The organism is Kordiimonas sp. (assembly GCF_048260245.1).
In the GTDB taxonomy this organism is placed as follows: domain Bacteria; phylum Pseudomonadota; class Alphaproteobacteria; order Sphingomonadales; family Kordiimonadaceae; genus Kordiimonas.
Map to the genome: position 1 here is coordinate 1 of NZ_JBLXGZ010000021.1, position 23294 is coordinate 23294.

Sequence of the window (23294 nt, forward strand, 5' to 3'; positions counted from 1 at the left end):
AAGCCCCAAATGGGTGCAGGGGCACAAAGACCAGCTGCGCCTCCATCTCCTCCCCTGTCTCGGTAGCAAGCGGCTCAAGGATATTACCTTCGGGGTTGGTCAGGAATACCGCGTTTACCGGATGACCAAACCCATTGGTTGGGATGATGATCATACGGATGCTGAAACAGGTGAGAACAAGCCGTGGAAGCCTCCGGCCCGCAACATCCTTCACAAGGAGATTGTGACATGAGCATGGTGCTGAAGGCCGCCCGGCGGCATGGCTGGGTCGAGTTCCTGCCTGATCTGTCCGATCCCTACCGTCGCACGCAAACGGTTAACCTACTTGGCGTTGCGGCGTTTTCTGTTGTGATGACAGCAATTGAACAAAAAGGGGGCCTAGCGCTGGGCATACCAGGAACCGGTTCGCTCAAGTTCGCTCATTTCTTCAAGGCTGAGCGCATAGGCATATGGCTCTCTAACAGCGACATATTTGCCGGCGATTGAGAGGTCAATTTCTGGATGCTTGGCAGAAAAAAGATAGTCTACTGCATACTCTACCTCAGTCCAGCCCAAGACAGTGCGCCCTTGCGTGGCGCCGGTGAACCGCATATTAATTTCATAGATTTTCAAATCACCGTTTTTGTCCATTTTACCCTGGAGGTTCAGGGGACCAAAATGCCCATGTTCGGCAAGGGCTGAAGCGTATCTTTTAACGACGTCTATAATCTTAGGGTCGTTTATGGGTTCATATTTATGCGAGCGTCCGAAGCTATAATAATTCAGTGATGCAATACCATAAAGTACTTCTCCATCATGCCCGATCAACGCCTGACAGCTGATCTGATCTGTAATCGCATAGGAATAATACAGAGGCACCCCGCATTCGGAAATCGGATTATATTCTTCCGGTGCGTTTTTCTGGCCAATCATTTCCTGAATAACAAAACCACCAGCTTCAACTGAAGCTATCAATTCTGCTTCATTGCGAACGATGAACACGTCCTTTGATGCATGGCCGTGCATTCTGGGTTTAGCGATTAACGGATACCCAGCAGCCTCTGCTAGCGCCTTGGCATCCGCTATGGTGACGGCACTAACTGCAAAGGGTAGGTTATACTTTTCTGCAAACTCAAAGGAGTGATATTTATCGTTAGAGACCCGAGCACTTGCCTGAGAGGGGGCCAAAAAGATGGTGTGCGGAAACTTGTCGCTTTCTTTCATTTTTGCTAGTGCGGAAACGTCCTGATCACGGCCTGCGACGACGAGGTCAGGCTTCAGGTCGAAAATCAATTTCTCATGTGCTGCAATAAATGCAGCTTCATCTGCGACACGCGGTACAATATGCACCTCATCACACATGTAGTTAAACGCTGTTTCTGAAATCAAATTAGTGCCGATAAAGTAAAATTCGCCGCGTCTGTGTGCAAGGCATAACATAAAGTTGCCACCGACATTGCTGCCCACGCTTGTTATCAAAACTTTTTTCATATTATGGTTTCCATCATCAACATTTCGGCCGATTTGTAAGATGTCATTTAGGGGTGGTTTAGAAAACTGTCAGTATATACACAAGTGAAGAGTTTATTTTATCATATGGAAATCCTATAGAAGCATAATAAGCTCGCGCACAATTAACTTACTAGTATTTCGGTGTTGTTGAATTATGTTGCAATCTGCGTCCCCTCAGCAAACGGCCCAAACCATTCAACGTTGGATGAAAGAATGGCGCCATTTCAAAGAAAAAAAAGCATATGATGAGGGGCTTCTGCACCTCGTTAACGCGATGGACTATCTGCATGGTGCTTCAGTAGGTCCGATCACTGACAATTCGGAAAATTTGTCAGTGATCGCGAGGCACATACTTCATTATTACGCATTCTTCATCCATCGCGCAGATATTGAGCTGATCAAAAATAATTTTGCTTACATATGCTCTGTAAAGCCAATGCTGGGCGCTTTACATGATGCCGCAGGTTCAGGGAATTTCACTCCCGGCCAGTTCTGGCAAAACTACGCTGTTCCTGAAAACACAACCGGAGCGATGGCCGTTGTACGCAGCCTTTGTTACGTCACGTTAGCAAACGTTCATGTCTATCCCGGTGGACAGATAAGAAAGATTGACCAGCAATTGATTGCTCCGATGGCTATGGGCTGCATAGGGCAACGCTATGCCTTGAGTGAACAGCAAAGCCGAAATAAAAGATGGTTAATTGCGGAAAGCGAGCATTATTCCAGCGCCGAAGTTTCGGGAACTAATGATACACAAACTTTTCGCGCATGGATGCTATGCAGTTATCTTTTCTGGCCACAAAAGCATCTGTTTAAGCAATCTTTAAACAGAATGATTACCCGCTGGGCAGACAGTCAGAAGATAGCTGGCCAACGATCATTTAGGGATAGAAGGATAAAAAAGAGGCCAACGATCGTAATCTTCGCCGAGAGATTCAGCCCTACGCATGCTATGTTTCGGTGTCACGGCAAATCTGCTTCTGCGTTGAAACAGCACTTTAACACCATACTGATCACTGACCCGAAAGGCCTGCAGTTGGAGGGCCAGAACTTGTTTCACCGGGTCTTGCCCATGGATAGTAGCAGGGATTGCATCCGCCAAAATGCAAAGTTGATTAAGAAAATCGCCCCAGACATGATATATTATCCCAGCGTAGGCATGCACCTCAACACACTCTATCTTTGTAATATGAGACTAGCGGCAATTCAGTTCCTTTCCATGGGACACCCCGCCTCAACTTTTTCAAGCGAGATGGACTATGTAATTCTCAACAATGATCTGAGGCCGGATCCCTCATGCTTTTCTGAGAAGATAATTCATCGCAAACAAAGTGCTGGTTACACGCCATACCCTGGGTGGGAAATGTCACAGCTTGAGCAAGCCATGGAGTCCAATGAGGATGTGGTCCGCATTGGTGTTCTCGCTTTTCCCGCCAAGGTAAGTTCGGAGTTTGTTCGTTTATGTAAAAAACTGGAGATTAATGCCTCCAGAAAGTTAGAGTTTCATTTTTTTTCCGGCTCTGGAAGCATAGATAACCTGGGTTACCGTAAATGCTTGCAGACGATGCTGCCTGAGGCCATTTTTCATGATAGCGCAGCCTATCCCACATATATGAATAACGTTGCTTCCATGGACTTTATTCTAAGTACTTTTCCGTTTGGAAACACCAATGGCACAATAGATACGTTGCTTGCGGGTAAACCTATGCTGGCGCTTGACGGCATAGAGCCTCATGCTCGGACGGACAGCCGCCTGTTACGTAAGATCGGCGCGCCTGACGAGACAATAGCTAAGTCTTTGGAGGAATATTATCAGACCGCTCTCGGCTGGATTGCTAACCCGGCTAGATTAGAAGCCTTAACTCAATCTATTGGAAAGCTCGATCCTGTAGCGACATTTTATAGTAATGAAGAAAGCAGTGATTTCCCTCAAGTGGTGAAGCTTCTTTATCAAACCCATGAACAATTGCAGGCGAGTGCACAGCAGGAGTTCGAGTTTGAAGAACTCGAAAAATTCCTGCAGGAATAGTAACTAACCCTGAGATGAAGTAGAGATTTCATGACCACAGCAAACTCAAGGTACGAAACTTTCTGCGAGCAGGGCTACATGACGGTCGAGGCCGTACTGTCGCCGGAGGAGGTGCTGCGGGCAAAAGCGGCCCTTGCTCGTCCTTTCCAGTTGTTGTGCGCTAAAAGGGGGCTTCCCGTGCCGGAAGATGGCGATGACGAAAGCCTGCACCGTGCTATGGTTGCGCTCAAGAACTTGAGCGTTAAAGACTATCTTAACACGATAAAAATTTCTCAGAACCATCACAATATTCTGTCCATTCCTGGAGCAGAAGGCGTTCAGCGCGCGCTTAAAGATGCAGGCTTGGCAGAGCCTGTTGTTGCTTTGAAGCCTTTTCCTGTGCTGGTCTCGGATGAGCTTCATATCGAAGGTGGTTACAACTTGCGGCCACTGCATCAGGAGTGGCCAGTTATGCAAGGAAGCACTGACGCCTTAGTGTGTTGGATCGCGCTGCACGATATCACGCATCAACATAACGCTTTGCACTTGATACCCGGTACTCATAAAAAAGGGATGCTGCCCTACGAACGGACGAAATGTGGCACGGGAATTGTTCCGGAGTATCTGCCCGATGTGGCACCCCAGCGGATGGAGATCAAGGCGGGTGACGCAGTCCTGTTTTCGTGTTTTTTAGCGCATGGCAGCAGTCCGACAGGCGGCGGCTTCAGGCAGGCTGTTACCATACGGTTCAATAATCTGGCAGCGCCCGATCTTGTCGAAAGAGGATTTCCTGATCCAAGCAGGATTGAAATTGAGAGACAACCGGAAAATATGCATAAACCCACCGGGATTTTACGGTCTTTCTAACTCTGTCATTAGGTTGGTACTCCCAATCCCTTAATAGTAGTCGCGTCCAAGTGTATGTTTGCCATAAGACCCCATGTCTCAGGTGGCGATATGCTCCGAGAAGGGGCGTGTCTGTATATTTGCGGTTGCTGGAACCCCCGACGCCTGTATGGTTCCAGAACTTTTGCTCACACAACGTATAGGCTGCCGCATGACCACCGCTTTTTCTGCCCCAAGCCGGCTGAAGGATACTCTGAGACAAGTGTTTGGTTTTTCGGCATTCAGAGGTGGGCAGCAGCATGTCGCGGACACCCTGATTGGGGGCCGTGACATTATGGCCATTATGCCGACGGGCGCGGGAAAAAGCTTGTGCTACCAAATTGCGGCACTGATGCGACCTGGTGTGACGATCGTTGTTTCGCCACTGCTGGCACTGATGGATGATCAGGTGGCGAGCCTGAAAGCTAATGGTGTAGCTGCAGAGACAATCAACAGCACCCAAAGCCGCGATGAAAAGATTGCTATTTGGAAGCGGTTGACGGCGGGTGAACTGAAGTTTCTTTATATATCACCCGAGCAACTGATGAATGCCCGCGTGTTTTCATCGCTAAAGAAGCAGCATGTCGCCATGTTTGTTGTTGATGAAGCCCACTGCGTATCGCAGTGGGGGCATGACTTTCGCCCGGAGTACCGGCAGTTGAATGCGCTGAAGCAAGCTTTTCCTGATATTCCCGTGGGGGCATTTACAGCGACTGCGGATGAGCGAACTCGCCAAGAGATTTTGGATAACCTGCTGGGTGGTGACGCCGCTGTGGTGGTGCAGGGTTTCGATCGGCCGAATATCCGGATCGACGTACAGCAAAAGAACAATGCAAATAAGCAACTTATTGACTTTGTAAAGGAATTCAACGGGCAGCAGGGCATTGTATATTGTTTGTCGCGTGTACGAGTTGAAGCAACGGCGAAGCTTTTGAACCAGAAAGGATACAAGGCGCTGCCCTACCACGCCGGGTTGCCGGCCGAAGTGCGGCAGGAGAATCAGGAGCTATTTTTAAGCCGTGCAGGCATCATAATGGTGGCGACAATTGCCTTCGGTATGGGAATTGATAAACCCGATGTGCGCTTTGTCATGCATATGGATTTGCCAAGCAGTATGGAGGCCTACTATCAGGAAATGGGCCGGGCGGGGCGTGACGGTGAACCTGCGCGTGCCTTGATGTTATATGGCTTCGACAATATTCGAGCTCGCCGTGACATGATCAACAAGTCGGTGGCGGGGGACGAAAAAAAGAGGTCCGAACTTCAGAAGCTGAATGCTTTGCTGGCGTTCTGCGAAGCTGCTACGTGCCGACGAAACGTGTTGTTGCGATATTTCGGTGATGAAGAGAAGCCCCCGTGCGGGTACTGCGATACTTGCCTTTTTCCGCCGGCGTCTTATGACGGTACGGATCAAGCCAAGTTGGCGCTTGGCGCAATAGACGCCACAGGACAGATGTTCGGCCGAACGTATATCATTGATCTGTTGACGGGGGCGGAAACCAAAAAAATATTAGCGTCTGGTCACAACGGTTTGGCTTGTTTTGCGACAGGAAGGCAACACTCTGCCGCGACGTGGCAAAATATTTTCCGGCAGATGCTCGCATCGGGCCTGATTGACGTTGACCCTGAGTATGGCTCTCTCAAGATCCGCCAATATGGCAGGGACATCATGAACAACACAGCTGCGGTTCAGTTCGTTGAGCAAAAAGTTCCGCGTGCCCGGCCCTTATCGAGCGTTCGTTCAGTTGCACAGATCGAGAACGCAGACCAACCGCTATTTGAATACCTTAAATCGACGCGCTTGAAACTCGCACGTGCAGAAAGTGTGCCTGCGTATGTGATTTTCAACGATGCAGTATTGATGGAGTTGGCGGCCAGGCAGCCGCGCAATGAAGAGGAATTATTGGCTATCAGTGGTGTAGGACCCAGAAAGGCAGAAAAATACGGTGCGGTATTTCTGCAAGCGTTAGCGAGTTTTGCTCGGTAACGCATCCCGCTAGAACGGGCTGGCAATTTTCAGTTTCATACAGATGTCACAAAGAACCTGCAAAACGGGTGCGCAACCTAATACACAAAGTCGTTTCTCATATGACAGCTTTACTTGGTGTGAATGATGGCCTTGCTTTTGAGCGTCTGAATCCGCAGGGGCAGGCATCCATCATGCTCGTGTGTGAGTATGCCTCCAATCGCCTGCCTGAACGCCTCGGATCCCTAGGGTTGATGCGTGACGTTTTGGATGGCACGGCAGCACGTGCTGCCGGAGCTGCTGAACTAACAGAACGTTTATCTGATCTTCTGGACGCGTCCGCTGTTTTGCAACGGTTTTCGCGTCTGGTGTATGATTGCAATCGTGCTCACGATGCTGCGGATGTAGTGCCCGAGCGTTGTCAGGGTCATATTATTCCGGGCAATCAAGGGCTCGACGACGTTGATCGGCTGATCCGCCGCGATGAGATATCAGAGCCTTTCCATGGCATGATTTCAGCTTGCCTGAACTCAGTCAGTCGGCGAAGCCCGCATGCCCTGCTGGTTAGTATTCGGTCTTTCGAGGCTCCTGCTGTTCCGGAAACCTCTCCGGAATTGAAGCTGGGGCATGGTGTAGATGTTCGGTTTGCCAGTCTCCTCTATGATACGTTTGTCCGTGACGGAACTTATAAGGTTATCCTTGATAGGCGGGATAGCCTCGCAGACGCGCAGTCCTATACTCTGTGCCGCCATGGCGGCGGCAGAAACGTTCTCACGGTGTCAATTTCCGTCCGGAACGATTTGTCGTGTTCTCCGCTGCAGCGTGACAAGTTAGCCCGCTATATTGCTTCCGTGTTGCGCCAAGCTCTGAGGGAGAAATCTTCCCCGCAGGTTGAAGGTATCGTCTGCTTCTGACAGACTGTCATCAGAAGGTTATGTGCGCGAATGCACATCACTATTTTCTGAGGACGGATTATATGCAGGACTGCATTCTCGCAATGGATCAGGGAACTACCTCAAGCCGAGCGATTGCATTCAATAGTGCGGGCGAGGTCGTCGCGCTGAAACAGGCGGAATTTACTCAGCACTATCCAGCCGACGGTTGGGTGGAGCATGATGCAGAGGAGATATGGTCCACGAGCCTAGAGACTGCGCGGGAGGCTCTTCAAGAGGCTGAAGGCAAAGGTTTTCGGGTGGTAGCGATTGGTATTACCAATCAGCGTGAAACCTCCATACTTTGGGAGCGGGAGAGTGGCAGGGCGCTTAACCGCGCAATCGTGTGGCAGGACCGCCGTACAGCACGTACCTGCCGAGACTTAAAGGCTGACGGGATTGAGGACGATGTTCAAAGCAAGACAGGCCTGTTGCTGGATCCCTATTTCTCCGCAACCAAGGTAGCGTGGATGCTTGACAATATAGACGGCGCGCGGCGAGCAGCTAGTGACGGCAAACTGGCATGGGGCACTGTAGACAGTTTTCTCATTATGAAACTGACTGGGGGGAAGGTACATGCAACGGATGCCACAAATGCCAGCCGAACCAGCCTTTTTAACATCCGAAACCAGACATGGGATGATGAACTTCTGCGGTTGTTTGACGTACCCTCATCTATCTTGCCTGAGGTTTTTGACTGCGCAGCGGAGTATGGCGAAACCGAGCCTGGCCTGTTTGGCCGAAGCATTCCAATTCTGGGCGTGGCGGGTGATCAGCAAGCCGCTGCGATAGGTCAATGCTGCTTCGAGGAAGGGGCGATCAAAAGTACATATGGGACAGGCTGCTTTGTATTGATGAATACGGGGAAAGATTTTATTCGTTCCCGAAACAGGCTCCTGACGACTGTAGCCTATCGCCTGTCCGGTGAGACTACCTACGCGCTTGAGGGGTCTATTTTTATCGCCGGTGCCGCGGTGCAGTGGCTCAGAGATGGGCTCCAGATTATTGAAAATGCGCAAGAGAGCGAACAACTGGCGATGTCGGTGGGTGATAGCGGCGGAGTGTTTATGGTGCCGGCTTTCACCGGGCTGGGTGCGCCGCACTGGGATCCGGAAGTGCGGGCGGCGCTTTTTGGTATGACACGTGGTACTGGCCGGGCGGAGATTGTGCGCGCAACGCTAGAGGCCGTATGCCATCAGACCTATGATCTGTTCACCGCTATGGCAGATGACGGTATCAAGCCCGCTGTGCTGCGCGTCGATGGTGGGATGGTTGCCAATGACTGGATGGTGCAAACCCTTTCGGATACTCTTGCTCTGAAAGTAGATCGGCCAATGGTAATGGAAACAACGGCATTGGGAGCAGCTTATCTTGCGGGCCTTCAGGCCGGGGTTTATGGTTCCTTGGATGAACTCAGTGCAAATTGGCGGGCCGATAAGCGCTTTGAGCCATCGGGGGACACCAATACTCGCCAACTCCGGCTTGAAAAGTGGCAACGGGCAGTGAAAGCGGCACAGGCGTTTTCAGCTTAAAGCACGGGATGTGCTTTCATCCATGTTTCTAGCTCAATTTGTTCTGCCGGTGAGAGGTCCAGGCCAAGCTTGCTTCGTCGCCAGAGAATGTCTTCTGCGCCGCGCGCCCATTCATGAGACATGAGATATGAAACTTCCCGTTCATAAAGGTCGGCCCCGAAATGGATGCCCATATCGTCAGCGTGGGCGGCGTTGCCTATGACTTGATCAATGTTTGTGCCGTAAGCCAAGCAGAGTCTGCGTAGTATCTTGGACGCCAGCCAGGGAAAGCGGTTTTGCATGGCACTGTAAAACGTTTCAAAGTCTTCATACTTGAGGTCTCCACCGGGGAGAATAGCCCCTTCGGTCCAAGTCTGGTGCCCGTGCGGGATATAGGGTGCCAGTTTTTCCAAGACATCTTCAGCCAGCCGACGATAGGTTGTTACCTTGCCACCGTATATGCTGAGAAAGGGCGGGCTATGGTGATCGGCCTCAAGATCAAGGACGTAGTCCCGAGTGAGTTTCGAGGCACTTTTCTCCCCGTCATCATAAAGCGGTCTCACACCGGAAAAACTCCATGCAACATCTGTTGGTAGAATTGGGTTTTTGAAATAGTCTGAAGCAAGCCTGCAGAGGTACTCCACCTCGTTCGCATCAATCTTCACTTTAGCCGGGTCGCCGGTGAAGGGAACGTCAGTTGTTCCGATCATAGTATATTTGTCACGATAGGGGATTGCAAAAACCACTCGGCCATCGCTGCCTTGAAATGTGTATGCGTTGGAGCCCTCATAAAGCTTACGGACGACAATGTGGCTGCCCTTAACAAGCCGCATGTTGGTCACCGTTCCGCTCATGACCGGGACATGCTCCTGTACTGCGTCTACCCAGGGGCCTGCTGCATTGATCAATGCACGCGCACGGACGGTGGCTCTTTGGCGGGACGGAGTCTCGTATTCGATCTGCCACATTTCACCGGCTTTTGAGGCATGAAGAAAGCGATGACCGGGTAAAATCTGAGCGCCCTTTTCTCTGGCATCTATTGCGTTGACGACGACAAGGCGGCTGTCATCCACCCAACAGTCCGAATATTCGAAACCTTTTTTAAATTCGTCTCGTAGCGGCGAACTGCTGTTGTTTGCGCCCAGCTTTACAGTTTTTGTGGCGGGAAGACGTTTGCGTCCCCCAATGTGGTCATATAGCCAAAGGCCGATACGCAGGATGAATGCTGGGCGAAGTCCACTATGATGAGGCAGGATGAAACGCATGGGATGAATGAGGTGCGGTGCCATGCCCATCAGAATTTCACGTTCCTGCAAGCTCTCTCGCACCAGGCCGAACTCGTAATTTTCCAAGTAACGAAGGCCGCCATGAATCAGCTTTGAACTTGCGCTTGATGTGGCGCTTGCAAGGTCGTTTTGTTCTACAAGGCATACACGGAGACCTCGGCCAGCGGCATCGCGAGCGATGCCTGCGCCATTGATGCCGCCTCCAATTACGAATATATCAAAATCGGTTATTTGCGGCTCTGGCATTCTAATCTTCCGTCTACAGGCATTGCGGTGGACCAACCATCTGGTCTTGTCAGCGAGACCACTCCGCGATAATGCGGCTCATCGCCCTCTTGAGGACCAGCGGGGGAAACAGCATACAGCGTGAGCGAGCTTGTTAATCTGTGTCCTTCTAATTCTTGCGAAAGCCACAGCCCGTTGTCCAGCTTGTTGTTCGCACGCCTCAGTGTCAAGTGCCGCAGCTTGTTATCGAGGGCTACGAATGCTTTCCGACGCCCAAGTATTTGAAAGAAAATGGGCTCGGTTGGGGTGTTGCGAGAGGTCAGGATAAGCGCGCACTGCCCTTTTGGGATCGATACAGGAACCGGGGAGAGGCGCTTTTGCATGGCCGCGCTTTCGATCACCGAATCTGGAGTACTGCAGGCAACCAAGCAAAGGAGCGCGCCTGCCAGAATTTCACGTTTCACCTAGACCTCCCTGCCCACATACACTCCGGCGCTGCTATCTCGTTTGATCCTGTCGTTGCCTAACCAAGAGCCTGATGCAAGCATAATATTGCAAAGAGCAGTGTAAGCGCGAGGTCATGCGCGCAATTTACTGAAATAACAATGGTATCAAGTCGAATTGACAGCGCTGTCTTTTGTCGCTAAAGACACTGGGCGCTGAAGGTCTTGCAGCAGCAGGGTGGGAAAAGAAATATCAGACGTCGGGCATGTTAATGAGCGCGGCGTGCGGGAAGGGGAAGCTATGACAAACACTGAGACTTGTGTTGTGGCCGATATTGGCGGCACCAACGGACGCTTTGGCGTAGCCCGGTTCCTTCCCGGGGAGCAAAAGCCGCGTATTGAACACGTCCGTGTTTTCGCATGTGCTGAACACCTCAGTATCAGCGATATGTTGGGCAAGTATCTGAATGAATTAAAGGGTGAACGCCCCAGATTGGCGCGGCTTGCCATCGCCGGACCGACTACTGCCCGCCACGGTCGGTTAACCAACATCAGTTGGCAGGCAGATGCAGCCTCTCTGGAGGTGGAGCATCATCTTGAAAATGTGACGTTACTCAACGATTTTGGTGCTCTTGCAGGCGGATGCCAGTTTCTTGAGGACGGTATTGATTACGTCTCGCTCAAAAAAGGGGTGGACATTGCTGCTGGCCCGATCTCGGTGATGGGGCCGGGTACAGGGTTCGGTGTTGCATTGCTGGTGCCAGTGGATGGCGAGTGGATCACGGTGCCGACCGAAGGCGGGAATATGGCCTTTGCCCCGACGACGCGGCTTGAGCATGACTTAACAGAGCATTTGCGTGCGGAGATGGGACACGTTTCCGTCGAAACATTCCTCTGTGGTGAGGGGATTGCCCGCATTCACCGCTTTCTGGTGGATTACGGCGGCGGCGGTGACCGTGGTTTAACTCCGTCGGAGATTACAAGACTTGCCGCAGAGGGCGGCGCGCCTTCATGTACACGGGCAGTTCAGCTCTTCCTATCGATTGTAGGCAGCTCAGCTGGCAATATCGCGCTTGCGCATGGGGCGACGGGTGGCGTGTATCTCGGCGGCGGTATTTTGCCAAAGATTATGGATATGGTACCATCTAGTGATCTATTGCGGCGGTTTGTGGCAAAAGGTCCGATGCAGCCGTACCTTGACCGTATTCCAGTGAAACTCATCACTGCAAAGTATGCAGCATTGATCGGGGCAGCTGTGCTGTAAACGCTAACGCATCACCGCTATATCTGAACAGTTCAATAGATTGCTTTTTGGGGTCAGTCCTCTTTTCTCTGGTCCCGCGATGTGCGGTGGTGGTTTTCATCAGGGCTTGTGCGCACTTCGGGCGCTACGGTTTATTTGCCAAGCTGGCAAGCAGGCCATAGAATGGCCCTCATTATCCGCTAATTCCTGATTGCGGTATCAGGCCCTAAGGTGGAGTTGAGCAACAGCGCTATTGAAGCATAGTGTCTCCATGCAAAATACTTTGGCTTATCGGTATAAGCACCGAATTCTGCCCGCTGATTTTAATCCGTGCTTGCGACATTAATTATTTAGCTTCTAATGTTAAACAAATTCAGATAAACGCTGCGCCCCGGCAGATACTGGCATGGCATTGGCTTTAGGTCCGGCGATTTGATGGGGCAGTGGAATGAAAAGTAAGCTGATAGTTGGTTGGCGCGAATGGGCTGGTTTACCGGATTTTGATATTCCCGAAATCAAGGCGAAAATTGATACAGGGGCGAAGACATCAGCGCTTCATGCGTTCCGCATAAAGAAAGTCATGCGGGATGGTTGTCCGTGGGCAGAGTTTTTTGTGCATCCGGTGCAGCGGCGTAAACGCCCCGAGATTAAATGCGCGGCTCCGATTGTTGATGAGCGAGAGGTCAGGAGCTCTAACGGTGTGGTCCAAACGAGGCTCGTCGTTTCAGCCAGGCTGGAGTTGGGCCCATTTTTACGAACGATTGAAATGACACTAACAAACCGGGACGAAATGGGTTTTCGTCTCTTGATTGGGCGACAGGCACTTGCCAAGCGGTATCTGGTAGATAGCAGCCTGTCCTATGGTCTTGGTGAACCCGGCGACCATATATGACAATAAGGATTATACCATGCGGATTGCGCTGCTGACACGTAACGCCAATTTATACTCCCACCAGCGCTTGATTGAGGCTGCTGAAACACGAGGGCATGAGATTGACCCCATAGATACGCTTAAGGTTTACATCAACATAGCGTCTCATCGGCCGGAAATGCGGTATCGAGGCGATATTCTTGAAGGTTACGATGCGGTCATTCCGAGGATTGGTGCCTCTATTACCTCTTTCGGTACTGCGGTATTGCGCCAGTTCGAAGTGCAGGGCGTATATCCTGTCAACGAGTCGGTCGCAATAACTCGCTCGCGCGATAAGTTGCGCAGTTTCCAACTCTTATCGCGTCGTGGCCTGGGGTTGCCTCTCACTGCGTTTGCGCACGGTACCAGTGAGGCGGATGACGTGATTGATATGGTCGGCGGTACGCCCGTCGTCATTAAATTGCTTGAGGGTACGCAGGGGGTAGGTGTGGTCCTTGCCGACACCAAAGACGCGGCCAGAAGCATGATACAGGCCTTTGGCAAGCTGAAAGCCAATATTCTGGTTCAAGAATATATTAAAGAGGCTAAAGCTCAGGATATCCGTTGCCTCGTGGTTGGTGGCAAGGTGATAGCTTCCATGATGCGCAAAGGTGCAGAAGGCGAGTTTCGTTCCAATCTGCACCGTGGAGGATCTTCCAATACGGTCAAAATAACACCGGAAGAACGTTCAACAGCGGTACGTGCTGCCCGAGTGATGGGGCTCAATGTTGCTGGTGTTGATATGCTGCGTTCCAATCATGGGCCGGTGATTATGGAAGTAAACTCTTCGCCGGGGCTCGAAGGTATTGAGAAGGCAACGAATATTGATGTTGCCGGTAAGATTATCGAGTTTATCGAAGCGAATGCCCGCCCGCATCGCACCAAGACCAAAGGGAAAGGCTAATACATGTCGCGGAGGGCCGCATTTGAGATTGCTGGACAAAAAGTTGAAGCAGGAAGCAGGGCGTCCCTTTCCTTGATCCTGCCGGGGCAGTCGCGCTACACACCTCTTTCCATGCCGCTTCACGTTATCCACGGAAGGAAAGGTGGCCCGACAATGTTTGTCAGCGCAGCTATTCATGGCGACGAAATCAATGGTATCGAAATCATTCGCCAGCTTTTGAAGCAAAAATCTCTTAACCGCTTGAGGGGTACGTTGTTATGTGTGCCCGTTGTCAATATGTATGGTTTTTTGCAACACACGCGCTACATGCCCGACCGGCGCGACCTGAACCGGGCGTTCCCGGGAACTGAACATGGTTCGCTAACATCCCGTGTCGCAAATGTTTTCCGAAAACAGATTATAGACCGTTCAGACTACGGTATTGATTTGCACACTGGTTCCAATCACCGGACCAACTTTCCCCACATTCGGGCGAATCTCGCAGATGCAGAGACGGCCAGCCTTGCTCGGGCCTTTAATACGGCGGTAACGGTGAACGCCAGTTTGCGCGATGGGTCGTTGCGTGGCTATGCGGTGGAAAAAAATGTTCCGGTGCTGTTGTATGAAGCTGGTGAGGCTCTGCGGTTCGACAAATTAGCCGTGAGAGCCGGGGTTCGGGGGATCCTGAATGTTCTTGGTCTGGTGGGTATGATCAAACGCGAGGTCAAGCGGCGCCCACATGTTAGCCTCGAAGCAGAGAGTTCGCACTGGGTGCGCGCCAACCGGTCAGGACTCATTCGTGACGCCATCAAGCTGGGTAGTCGTGTGAAGGCAGGCGACCGGCTGGCTTTATTGTCGGACCTTCTTGGCGATGAGCAATCCGAGGTCAAGGCGACCCAAGAAGGTGTGGTGATTGGTCGTACCAATTTGCCAATCGTCAATGAAGGAGACGCGCTTTTCCATGTCGCTGAATTTGATAATACAGAGAAGGCAGGCAAAACCGTTGCGAGTTTTCATGCCTCACTTGAGGGTCTGGGAGAAGGGGACTACATTGACACTTTGGCTGAGTAGGTGCGGCGTTTCGGGTCTTTCGCAAAGGCCGTGGCTGACGCAATAATGCCTAATTAGTTAAAAGTTGAATTAATTGTTTACAGATTCAACACCAACTTTGGGTATACTATTGTGAAACCAGAGAGAGACATTCAAATCGTGGTGCCGGAGTAACAGTGAGTATGGACCTCAAAACGCTGACGAATATGTTCCCTTCGCACAAGCTTGTCATGGATGAGCAGTTTGCGCAGGAAAATATCAGTGCTCTCAAAGTTAAAAGCGTGTTGCGTTGGGCCGATACAATTTTTGTGAACTGCGACTTTTCTGAAGCCCAGTTCCATTTACTTATTTTGTCGGGCGCGATTTTCTTTAAGTGTGATTTTTCAGGGGCCCGATTTACGGCATGTGACATAGAAAGCTGTGAATTTTTTACCTCTAATCTCACATGCACTAGCTTTGAGGGTTCCAGCGTATTGGATACGAGCTTCAGCGACTGTATTATAGGCGGCATGGCTGGACCGCAGGACTTTCAATCCTGCAGCTTCTACAATGTACGATATTCACGTCACATCCCTATCGTTTCAAATACACCATATTATTTCATTGCTACACCAACTCAGCCGTTATATGTGTTCTGTACCCCCAATGCTTGGCGGCTGCACGGCAAGGGAGTGCGCATGACTGTTGAGCCCAGTGAGGTGATCGGTCTTGAAGAACCTTATAAGTCTGCTGTGCGGTATGTGCTCGAGGTGGAGCAGGCCGTTGGACGTCACGCCGTTGCGGGGTTTCTTGCGCATAAGCCGTCGCCGGCTGCTGAAGAAACGACTGCAGCCGAAGCTCCCTGATAGTCTCATCCCGTCTATTCTGTTCTGATCATTCGCCGAGTTGTGGCAGGCTTCCGTAAACTTAGGCGCGCGCCCACTCCCCAACCCAAGGTTCACTTGCGTGCAGGAATTATTGACAGCGCTGTCACATTGAATATATGTTGATGCCGGGAAGTTTCAGCACGGAAATCCCGCGCGGATAGTTCGCTGTGGGGAGCTGGAAGAAAACAAGTTCAGGGGAGCTGGTGATGGGATCCGTCGACTGGGGCGTTCTTGCCGTTTATTTCATTATTATTTTTGGTGTGGCCATCTGGGCCGGGCGTCAGGAACGCAAAGGCGGGGAGTCAGAGGACTTCTTTCTGGCTGGTCGAAACGTGGGCTGGTTTGTAATCGGGGCTTCGCTTTTTGCATCCAATATCGGGTCTGAACACCTAATCGGCCTCGCAGGTACAGGGGCTGCTTCCGGTGTGCCTGTGGCACAATTTGAAATTATCGCGGGCCTTGTTCTGCTTTTGCTTGGATGGCTGTTCGTACCATTTTATGTCGCGTCGGGCGTGTTTACCATGCCAGAGTTTCTGGAGCGTCGCTATTCTCAGGGCTCCCGTACCTATCTGGCGATTATCTCGGTTGCAGGGTATATTCTGACGAAAATCTCCGTGACTGTCATGGCTGGTGGCCTCGTTTTTGAAACCCTGATGGGTATCGACTTCTGGACCGGAGCAACGATTGTCGTGGTCGCAACAGCGGTCTACACGGTTTGGGGTGGTCTGCGGGCTGTCCTTTATACGGATATGGTACAAATGTTCGTTTTGCTGGGTGGTGCCGTGGCGGTTACATGGTTCGGCTTGGAAGCTATTGGTGGTTGGGGTGAATTGCGGGCAAGTGTGGGAGAAGAAGCGTTCAGTTTGTGGCGGCCCATGACGGATCCCGAGTTTCCATGGACCGGCATCCTTTTTGGCGCGCCCATTCTGGGGATTTGGTACTGGTGTACCGACCAATATATTGTACAGCGGGTGTTGTCGGCGAAAAGTCAGGATGATGCGCGCAAAGGAACCATATTTGCCGCGTATCTCAAGCAATTGCCGATCTTCATTTTCGTGGTGCCAGGTATCATCGCCATGGCGCTGGCGAACAAGGGCGTCATTACGCTGGATCAGCCAGATCAGGCTTTGCCTGCGCTTATGGGCGCGCTTCTACCTGTTGGGGTCAAGGGGCTCGTCGTCGCAGGGCTTCTCGCCGCTCTGATGAGTTCGCTTTCAAGTGTCTTCAACAGCTGTTCCACGGTATTCACTATGGATATATATAAGCGCCTCAAACCAGAAACCAGCGATCATAACTTGAAACGGGTAGGGCAAGTGGCAACCATTATAATGGTTATTCTGGGCATGGCATGGATTCCGTTAATGGAGCTGATCTCCGACAAAATTTATACCTATATCCAGAGTGTCCAGGCTTATATTTCGCCTCCGATTGCAGCCGTTTTTCTGATCGGCATCCTTTGGAAGCGCGCGAACGCTACCGGCGCGCTAGCTTCGCTGATGACTGGTTTGGTCTTAGGCGTGACCCGTCTCGTGCTTGAGGCCAACAAAGGCAGCCTCGATGGCGTACTGCTCTCTTTGGCGACGATCAACTTTCTCCATGTAGCAATCTTTTTGTTCCTGATCTGTGTAGCCGTATTGGTGATAGTCAGTTTGATGACAGAGGAGCCGGATGAGGAAAAGGTAGCTGGGCTTACCATGTCTGCTCGCGGCGCGGCTGTCGTGGGAGCAACCCCGCAGTCCAAATGGGCCAGTATCGGCGTTCTGGTACTTATTGGTGGAATGTGGATTTATTTTTCCTGATGACCCGGTTATCACCAAGAGGGAATAATTAGGGCAAAGGGAACCACATGCGCTCTGTAACCATCGACGATGTGGCCAAAAAGGCTGGTGTTTCAATCAAAACGGTATCCCGGGTGGTCAACCGGGAGCCGAATGTGCGCGCTGCGACCAAAGAAAAAGTCGATGCAGCGATCAAGGAACTGAATTACCGGCCCAACCAGTCTGCGCGCGGACTTGCCGCTCGGCGCTCTTACATGATAGGCCTCTTGTATGACAATCCCAGCCCCAATTACCTGGCAAATTTGCAAGGCGGCGTCTTGGAGGCTTGCCACGAAAAGGGCTATGGCTTGGCTCTGAATCCAGTTTCCTTTCACGCCCCAGATTTGGTAGAAACGGTTGTCCGTTGGGTGCGCCAGTCTTTTATTGATGGTGTGGTTATTACCCCCCCCCTGACCGATAGCGCCGAGCTCCTTGAGGCTTTACAGACGGAAAATATCCCTGCAATCGTAATATCGTCTCTTGGTACAGGGAATGCCCCTGCAGCCCTTATTGATGAAGAAGCCGCCGCCTACGAGATGACGCGGCACCTGATCGCACAGGGGCATAACAAGATTGCATTCATCAAGGGACATCCGGATCACTATGCCAGTGGGCTAAGGGAAGAGGGGTACCGTCGAGCATTAAAGGACGAAAACCTTGAGGTGCCGGCAAGGTATATTGAGCAGGGTTTCTTCGATTTTGCCTCAGGCCAGAAGGCTGCGTCGAGTTTGTTGAATCTGGAGAATCGTCCAACAGCAATTTTTGCCTCCAACGACGATATGGCAACAGCTGCAATTTTTGAAGCTCACAGCCGCAAGCTTGAAGTGCCGGGAGATCTGGCCGTGGCAGGGTTCGATGATACACCGCTTTCTCGACAGATATGGCCTGGTCTTACCACAGTACGTCAGCCTATTCGTTTAATGGGGCATCAGGCCGCGGATCTTCTGATGGAGCGGCTCGGAAATGGCAAGGGGGCTGCCGAAAACCATAAAGTGCTGGATCGGTTTGATTTTGAACTTAAGTTACGCGGATCAACACTAAGGGCCGAGTGAGTGATGCGTCGTTTTCCCGTTGAGGCTTGGGTCCAGGGGCAGTGGTGGGATCCTTATGTTGTGAGCGAGCGCTCACAGTGGTTTCCTGAATGACCCGTGGCTACTGCGGTTACCGGTTCTCTGACAATTTCATGCGTAGTGTATTTCGTCTTATAAAGCCGGGTGAAACGATAGCCGTTCCCACGTGGAAGCGTCACTGTTATCTGGGCAAAACCAGATTGGTGCATGTTGCGCAATATTAGTGTGTAAATTTGCAAGAGGCGCCCAATGTTTTTCGATGGACAGGGAAGTTGATGTCATAGTTAGAACAGGTTAATGGACTACCAAGTATGGCAAACATGTTTGATGGTGCTACGGGATAGGTTAGTCTGAGTAATTCTGTTTTTCCAAGCTAGGGGCTCTTCCATGATTTATCCTGCCGTGGGTCTTATCAGCCGCTTTTCGGTGGTGCTGTTTTCCGTCTTTCTATTGGTCGCATGCGCCGACGAGAGGCAGAAGGAACAGGCTGAACCTGTTCGGGGCCTTAAGGTTTTTGTTGTGACTGAGACGGCGGATAATATGGTACGCCGTTATCCTAGTGTGATTGTTCCCGCTGACGAGAGCCGACTGTCCTTTGAAATTGCAGGCCAACTCACGGAAGTGACGCTTGAGGTGGGGCGAAAGGTCGACGCCGGTCAGGTGTTGCTGACACTTGACCCAACGACTCTTAGTTATGAGGCGCAGCAGGCGCAGGCCGCTCTCGAACAGGGTAGGGCAAGCCTGTCGAACGCACGGCAGGATTATGAGCGCAAGGCCGAACTTCTGAAGTCTGGCAATGTAACTCGGGCCGCCTTTGATGCCGCCGAGAGCAATCTGAAAAGTGCGCAGGCCCAAGTGGAGCAGTCGCGTCAGCAGCTTGCGATAGCGCATGAGCGTCTACAAAAATCCACGCTGAAGGCCCCCTTCGATGGCGTCATTTCCAGTGTCGACGTGAAGTCTTTTTCCAATGTTTCCCCAGGTGGTACCGTGCTCACACTTTATAGCCAGAGCGCATTTGAAGTAGAATTCAGCGTACCCGCTACGGTGATCAATGCCCTTGCAACCGGCGACAAAGCCAGGGTTGTTGTCACTGATCTTGAGGGGGTCAGCCTTCAGGGGCGTATCAAGGAACTTGGTTCACGAGCAGGTCAGGTCTCAGCCTTTCCTGCAGTGGTAATCCTTGAAGAGACCCATCCGGGTGTGAAGGCAGGCATGGCGGCAGAGGTTGCCCTTGATGTTGGCCTTTTGACTGGAGAAGAAGGCTTTTTGGTGCCGGTACGCTGCTTTGCGCTGGAGAAATCCGAAGCGTTACAGCGCGCAGAAAGCGTCCGTCACACTAATGGCGGCAATGCGCAGGTTTATGTTTTCGATGAAGCCACATCGACCGTCAATGCGCGAACTGTACGCACAGCTGGTGTCCGGGAGAACATGATCATCGTTACCGAAGGCTTAAAGGCGGGCGAGCTAATTGCCGCGGCGGGCGTTTCCTATCTGCACGACGGACAGAAGGTCCGGCGTTTGAAGCCAGCTGGTCATTAAGGGGGGGACGCGATGAATTTTCTCACGAGGCTTGGGCTTGGTCGTAGCCGTTTTACTCTTCTTCTTATGCTCGCACTCGTGATGAGCGGGTTCCTTCTGTACAAAGATTTCGCCAAGCGGGAAGCGCCGGAGATCACTATTCGTACGGCTATTGTCTCTGCGCTCTATCCCGGCATGCCACCCAAGCGAGTGGAGAACCTTGTCGCCGAAAAAGTCGAGCGCAAGATTCGCGAGATTGCCGAAGTTAAGGAAATTCGCACAATTTTGACCACTGGTCGTATGCGCAGCTATGTGGAACTCAAAGACAGTGTCGACGATCTTGAACCCGTCTGGCAATCTTTGCGGGATAAGATGTCTGACATCAGCCGGGAACTACCAGATGGTGCGATGGGGCCATTTGTAAACACCGACTTCGGCGAAGTTACTATAGCTAGCATCGCAATGACAGCCGAGGGGTTTTCCTACCGCGAAATGGAGGAAAGCGCCAAGGACATGCAGCGAATGCTTTATACAGTTGATGGCATCGCAAAGGTTGAGCTTTTCGGTGTGCAGGAGGAGCGCATCTGGCTTGAACTGGACGCTCGACGTTTCAAGGCAATTGGGGGGCAGCTCAATATTCTGATCGATGACCTTCAGAACCAGAATGTGGTGCTGCCCGCCGGAGAAATCAATGCGGAGGGAGCCTCGATTCTTTTGGAAGCGACGGGCGATTTCAAAAATGTGCGTGACATTGAAAACATGCTCACCCGTCCAGTCGGTAGTGACGATTTTGTGCGCCTGAAAGACCTCTTGAATGTGCGGCGCGGCTATGTTTCCCCTCCAGAAAGTCGTACCTATTATAACGGAAGGCCCGCTTTGGTGCTCGGTGTGCAAATGCAGCCTGGCTACGATATCGAAGATGTAGGTGAACGCCTGACGCAGGCAATGCATCAGTTCGAGTCAACACTGCCTATTGGTTATGAGCTGGATTATGCCACCTACCAACCGAGGGAAGTTTCCAAAACTGTTGCCGGTGCGATCGGAAACGTTGCCCAGACATTTATTGCGGTCTTGATAGTTGTGTTGTTGTTTCTGGGTTTGCGGTCAGGAATGGTGATTGCGTCTATCGTGCCGTTCGCGGTGATGTTTGCCCTGATCGGTATGAAAGTCCTGAACATCGCTCTTGAGCAGGTGTCAATTGCCGCCGTTATTATCTCTCTCGGCTTGTTGGTGGATAATGGTGTTGTGATTGTGGAGGATATTCTCAGTCGGGTGGATCGCGGGAGCAAAAGACGCACGGCTGCGCTGGCGGCTGGAAGTCAATACGCAGTACCGCTTTTGGTTTCCTCCCTCACAACCATTTTCGCCTTTACGCCGTTTTTCCTTATTGATGGTGCGGAAGGGGAATATTCCTTTTCTCTCGGGGCGGTACTGGCCCTGACCCTTATTGGGTCTTGGATTACCGCAATGTTTTTCCTGCCCCTCATTTGTGCGAGAGTGCTGCGCAAACGCACGGTAGATGCGGAGGGTGAAGAAACCGCGCACGATGACCATGTGCCCAAGTATGTGAGCAGGTACCAAAAAATTCTGGCGCCATGTCTACGCGGTGCCGCACTCGTTGTGATCGGTGCTTATGGACTTGTCGTTATAACGGGGCAGTTGTTCACCACCCTCCCGAAGGAAATGTTTCCACTGAGTGATCGCAACGAAGTTTTGATTTATCTCGATATGCCTAAGAGTGCCCATTTTGAGGCTACTGAGCGCGTTGCGCTTGAGGTGTCTGACTGGATATCGGATAAGCTCGTCAATCCGGAAGTTGACAACCATGTTATCTATATAGGCGAAGGTGGTCCGCGTTTTTATCTGAGTGTCAATCCGGTGGACCCATCACCATCCAAAGCTTTCGTCCTGGTGAATGCGACGTCCCCCGAGGCGGCCTCGGCCTTCAGTGAGCGTGCAAAACGATATTTCTTCGAACAGGTACCGGATGCGCGCTTTACGATCAAGCGTCTGGCGATGGGGGCGAGTGAGTCCGGGCAGGTGAAAATTGAAATCTCCGGCCCGGATCATGAACCTCTTTTGCTGGCCGGCCGTCAGGTTGAGCGCATCTTTGCCGATGTGCCCGGTATTGTACAAAATGAAAGCGACTGGGGCGAAAAGCTGGTCAAAATGGTGATCGAAGTCGATCAGGATAAAGCGCGTCGGCTCAATATGTCGTCGCAAACTCTCGCACAGAATTTGAATGCTTATTTTGATGGCTTTGAAGTATCTGATTTCCGTGACGATGACAGTACGATACCGATTGTCTTGCGCGCTCTTGAACGCGACCGGGACAGCTTGGAGGACTTACTAAATATTATTCTCCCTAGCGACGGAGATATGGTAGCGATGGAGCAGACAGCTGTGCTTCGGCCATCGCTCGAGTATTCGCAGATTTGGCGCAAAAACCAGCAGCCTACAATTACCGTGACGGCGAAAAGCACCTTTCTTACCGCAGCTGAATTGTACGACCGGGTGCGGCTGCAGATAAACCAGCTGGAACTTGATGATGCCTATGATGTGGTGGTGGCAGGTGAGCTGAAGGATTCGGCCGAAATATATGGTAAACTGGGAGCGGGCTTGCCGTTTGCCCTTCTGTTGATGATCATTGTGGTGATGTACCAGTTCAACAGCTATCGCAGAATTGCGATCATTTTCATGAGTGTACCTCTTATCATTGTTGGCGTACCGTTTGGACTTTTGATTACGGGACAACCAATGTCATTTTTTGCCATGCTCGGGCTGATCAGCCTCGCCGGCATAATCATTAATAACGCTATTGTACTCGTGGATCAGATTGATATTGAGCGGCAAGAATACAGGCTAATGGATGCTATCCTGCGAGCGAGTGGGCAACGCATGAGGCCCATTTTGCTCACGTCGATTACAACAGTTGTCGGTTTGATGCCGCTATACTTGTTTGGCGGCCCTCTGTGGGAACCACTTGCCGTCGTGATGATGTTCGGCCTCGCCGTCGCTTCGATACTGACGCTGCTTTTCGTTCCGGCCACATATATGCTGTTTTTCCGACAGCAAGATTAAGCTTGTACCGGGCATGCGTTTCGACGATCTATCGCCACATTCGCGTAATAAAATATGCTAAAATGGAGTGTATTGAGACACTTTATTAGGTGACATCGCTGTGAGTTCT

At 51.4% G+C, this 23294-nt stretch carries 17 protein-coding genes and 1 pseudogene; 15 read left to right on the plus strand and 3 right to left on the minus strand.

Translation table 11 applies throughout. The features are described from left to right. Positions 1-232, plus strand: a pseudogene (locus ACN0VM_RS11490) (hypothetical protein); the annotation flags it as partial. Positions 233-378: 146 nt separating this feature from the next. Here ACN0VM_RS11490 and ACN0VM_RS11495 read toward each other — a convergent pair. After that, positions 379-1470 carry a hypothetical protein gene (locus ACN0VM_RS11495; protein ID WP_417451027.1) on the minus strand — a complete coding sequence of 364 codons (1092 nt, stop codon included), beginning with the start codon at positions 1468-1470 and terminating at the stop codon, positions 379-381. Between the two features lie 175 nt (positions 1471-1645). Between ACN0VM_RS11495 and ACN0VM_RS11500 the strand changes: the two genes are divergently transcribed. From ACN0VM_RS11500 to glpK, 5 genes are all read left to right on the plus strand, one after another. Continuing rightward, positions 1646-3520: a hypothetical protein gene (locus tag ACN0VM_RS11500; RefSeq protein WP_417451028.1), complete on the plus strand. Its 1875-nt coding sequence runs from the start codon at positions 1646-1648 to the stop codon at positions 3518-3520. A 30-nt stretch (positions 3521-3550) separates the two neighbouring features. Then, a complete protein-coding gene (locus ACN0VM_RS11505) occupies positions 3551-4366 on the plus strand; it encodes a phytanoyl-CoA dioxygenase family protein (protein ID WP_417451029.1) in 816 nt (271 codons plus the stop codon). Between the two features lie 190 nt (positions 4367-4556). Further along, positions 4557-6371 (plus strand): DNA helicase RecQ, encoded by a 1815-nt coding sequence (recQ, locus tag ACN0VM_RS11510; protein ID WP_417451030.1) that lies wholly within the window; start codon positions 4557-4559, stop codon positions 6369-6371. Positions 6372-6472: 101 nt separating this feature from the next. Further along, on the plus strand, positions 6473-7264 hold the full coding sequence (locus ACN0VM_RS11515) for an N-formylglutamate amidohydrolase (protein ID WP_417451031.1): 792 nt from the start codon (positions 6473-6475) through the stop codon (positions 7262-7264). A 62-nt stretch (positions 7265-7326) separates the two neighbouring features. Continuing rightward, positions 7327-8814 carry a glycerol kinase GlpK gene (gene glpK / locus ACN0VM_RS11520; protein ID WP_417451032.1) on the plus strand — a complete coding sequence of 496 codons (1488 nt, stop codon included), beginning with the start codon at positions 7327-7329 and terminating at the stop codon, positions 8812-8814. On the opposite strand, the gene glpD is transcribed toward glpK, so the two are convergent. Both glpD and ACN0VM_RS11530 read right to left on the minus strand, forming a co-directional pair. After that, a complete protein-coding gene (glpD, locus tag ACN0VM_RS11525) occupies positions 8811-10325 on the minus strand; it encodes a glycerol-3-phosphate dehydrogenase (protein WP_417451071.1) in 1515 nt (504 codons plus the stop codon). The genes glpK and glpD overlap by 4 nt on opposite strands. Beyond that, positions 10307-10768 (minus strand): hypothetical protein, encoded by a 462-nt coding sequence (locus ACN0VM_RS11530; RefSeq protein WP_417451033.1) that lies wholly within the window; start codon positions 10766-10768, stop codon positions 10307-10309. The genes glpD and ACN0VM_RS11530 overlap by 19 nt, the downstream gene beginning before the upstream one ends. A gap of 280 nt (positions 10769-11048) precedes the next feature. On the opposite strand from ACN0VM_RS11530, the gene glk reads away from it, so the two are divergent. The 9 genes from glk to ACN0VM_RS11575 all read left to right on the plus strand — a co-directional run bounded on the left by glk (position 11049) and on the right by ACN0VM_RS11575 (position 23185). Then, positions 11049-12011 (plus strand): glucokinase, encoded by a 963-nt coding sequence (gene glk, locus ACN0VM_RS11535; protein ID WP_417451034.1) that lies wholly within the window; start codon positions 11049-11051, stop codon positions 12009-12011. Between the two features lie 427 nt (positions 12012-12438). Then, on the plus strand, positions 12439-12882 hold the full coding sequence (locus tag ACN0VM_RS11540) for an ATP-dependent zinc protease (protein ID WP_417451035.1): 444 nt from the start codon (positions 12439-12441) through the stop codon (positions 12880-12882). A gap of 16 nt (positions 12883-12898) precedes the next feature. After that, positions 12899-13804, plus strand: coding sequence for a 30S ribosomal protein S6--L-glutamate ligase (rimK, locus tag ACN0VM_RS11545; RefSeq protein WP_417451036.1), 906 nt, complete (start codon positions 12899-12901; stop codon positions 13802-13804). A 3-nt stretch (positions 13805-13807) separates the two neighbouring features. After that, on the plus strand, positions 13808-14854 hold the full coding sequence (locus tag ACN0VM_RS11550) for a succinylglutamate desuccinylase/aspartoacylase family protein (RefSeq protein WP_417451037.1): 1047 nt from the start codon (positions 13808-13810) through the stop codon (positions 14852-14854). Between the two features lie 161 nt (positions 14855-15015). Beyond that, on the plus strand, positions 15016-15678 hold the full coding sequence (locus ACN0VM_RS11555) for a pentapeptide repeat-containing protein (RefSeq protein ID WP_417451038.1): 663 nt from the start codon (positions 15016-15018) through the stop codon (positions 15676-15678). A 227-nt stretch (positions 15679-15905) separates the two neighbouring features. Next, the gene (locus ACN0VM_RS11560; protein ID WP_417451039.1) at positions 15906-17498 is read left to right on the plus strand and encodes a sodium:solute symporter; all 1593 of its coding nucleotides are present in this window, start codon (positions 15906-15908) and stop codon (positions 17496-17498) included. A gap of 47 nt (positions 17499-17545) precedes the next feature. Beyond that, a complete protein-coding gene (locus tag ACN0VM_RS11565) occupies positions 17546-18568 on the plus strand; it encodes a LacI family DNA-binding transcriptional regulator (protein ID WP_417451040.1) in 1023 nt (340 codons plus the stop codon). A gap of 405 nt (positions 18569-18973) precedes the next feature. Continuing rightward, on the plus strand, positions 18974-20125 hold the full coding sequence (locus ACN0VM_RS11570) for an efflux RND transporter periplasmic adaptor subunit (protein ID WP_417451041.1): 1152 nt from the start codon (positions 18974-18976) through the stop codon (positions 20123-20125). Between the two features lie 12 nt (positions 20126-20137). Beyond that, positions 20138-23185 (plus strand): efflux RND transporter permease subunit, encoded by a 3048-nt coding sequence (locus ACN0VM_RS11575; RefSeq protein WP_417451042.1) that lies wholly within the window; start codon positions 20138-20140, stop codon positions 23183-23185. The last annotated feature ends 109 nt before the right edge of the window (positions 23186-23294 follow it).

Bases quoted from the DNA above. Each gene is read 5' to 3' on its own strand.
- ACN0VM_RS11555 (WP_417451038.1), top strand. From the start codon at position 15,016: ATGGACCTCAAAACGCTGACGAATATGTTCCCTTCGCACAAGCTTGTC.
- glpD (WP_417451071.1), bottom strand. From the start codon at position 10,325: ATGCCAGAGCCGCAAATAACCGATTTTGATATATTCGTAATTGGAGGC.
- ACN0VM_RS11515 (WP_417451031.1), top strand. From the start codon at position 6,473: ATGACAGCTTTACTTGGTGTGAATGATGGCCTTGCTTTTGAGCGTCTG.
- recQ (WP_417451030.1), top strand. From the start codon at position 4,557: ATGACCACCGCTTTTTCTGCCCCAAGCCGGCTGAAGGATACTCTGAGA.
- ACN0VM_RS11550 (WP_417451037.1), top strand. From the start codon at position 13,808: ATGTCGCGGAGGGCCGCATTTGAGATTGCTGGACAAAAAGTTGAAGCA.
- ACN0VM_RS11565 (WP_417451040.1), top strand. From the start codon at position 17,546: ATGCGCTCTGTAACCATCGACGATGTGGCCAAAAAGGCTGGTGTTTCA.
- ACN0VM_RS11570 (WP_417451041.1), top strand. From the start codon at position 18,974: ATGATTTATCCTGCCGTGGGTCTTATCAGCCGCTTTTCGGTGGTGCTG.
- ACN0VM_RS11540 (WP_417451035.1), top strand. From the start codon at position 12,439: ATGAAAAGTAAGCTGATAGTTGGTTGGCGCGAATGGGCTGGTTTACCG.
- ACN0VM_RS11505 (WP_417451029.1), top strand. From the start codon at position 3,551: ATGACCACAGCAAACTCAAGGTACGAAACTTTCTGCGAGCAGGGCTAC.
- rimK (WP_417451036.1), top strand. From the start codon at position 12,899: ATGCGGATTGCGCTGCTGACACGTAACGCCAATTTATACTCCCACCAG.
- ACN0VM_RS11500 (WP_417451028.1), top strand. From the start codon at position 1,646: ATGTTGCAATCTGCGTCCCCTCAGCAAACGGCCCAAACCATTCAACGT.
- glpK (WP_417451032.1), top strand. From the start codon at position 7,327: ATGCAGGACTGCATTCTCGCAATGGATCAGGGAACTACCTCAAGCCGA.
- ACN0VM_RS11495 (WP_417451027.1), bottom strand. From the start codon at position 1,470: ATGAAAAAAGTTTTGATAACAAGCGTGGGCAGCAATGTCGGTGGCAAC.
- ACN0VM_RS11560 (WP_417451039.1), top strand. From the start codon at position 15,906: ATGGGATCCGTCGACTGGGGCGTTCTTGCCGTTTATTTCATTATTATT.
- ACN0VM_RS11575 (WP_417451042.1), top strand. From the start codon at position 20,138: ATGAATTTTCTCACGAGGCTTGGGCTTGGTCGTAGCCGTTTTACTCTT.
- glk (WP_417451034.1), top strand. From the start codon at position 11,049: ATGACAAACACTGAGACTTGTGTTGTGGCCGATATTGGCGGCACCAAC.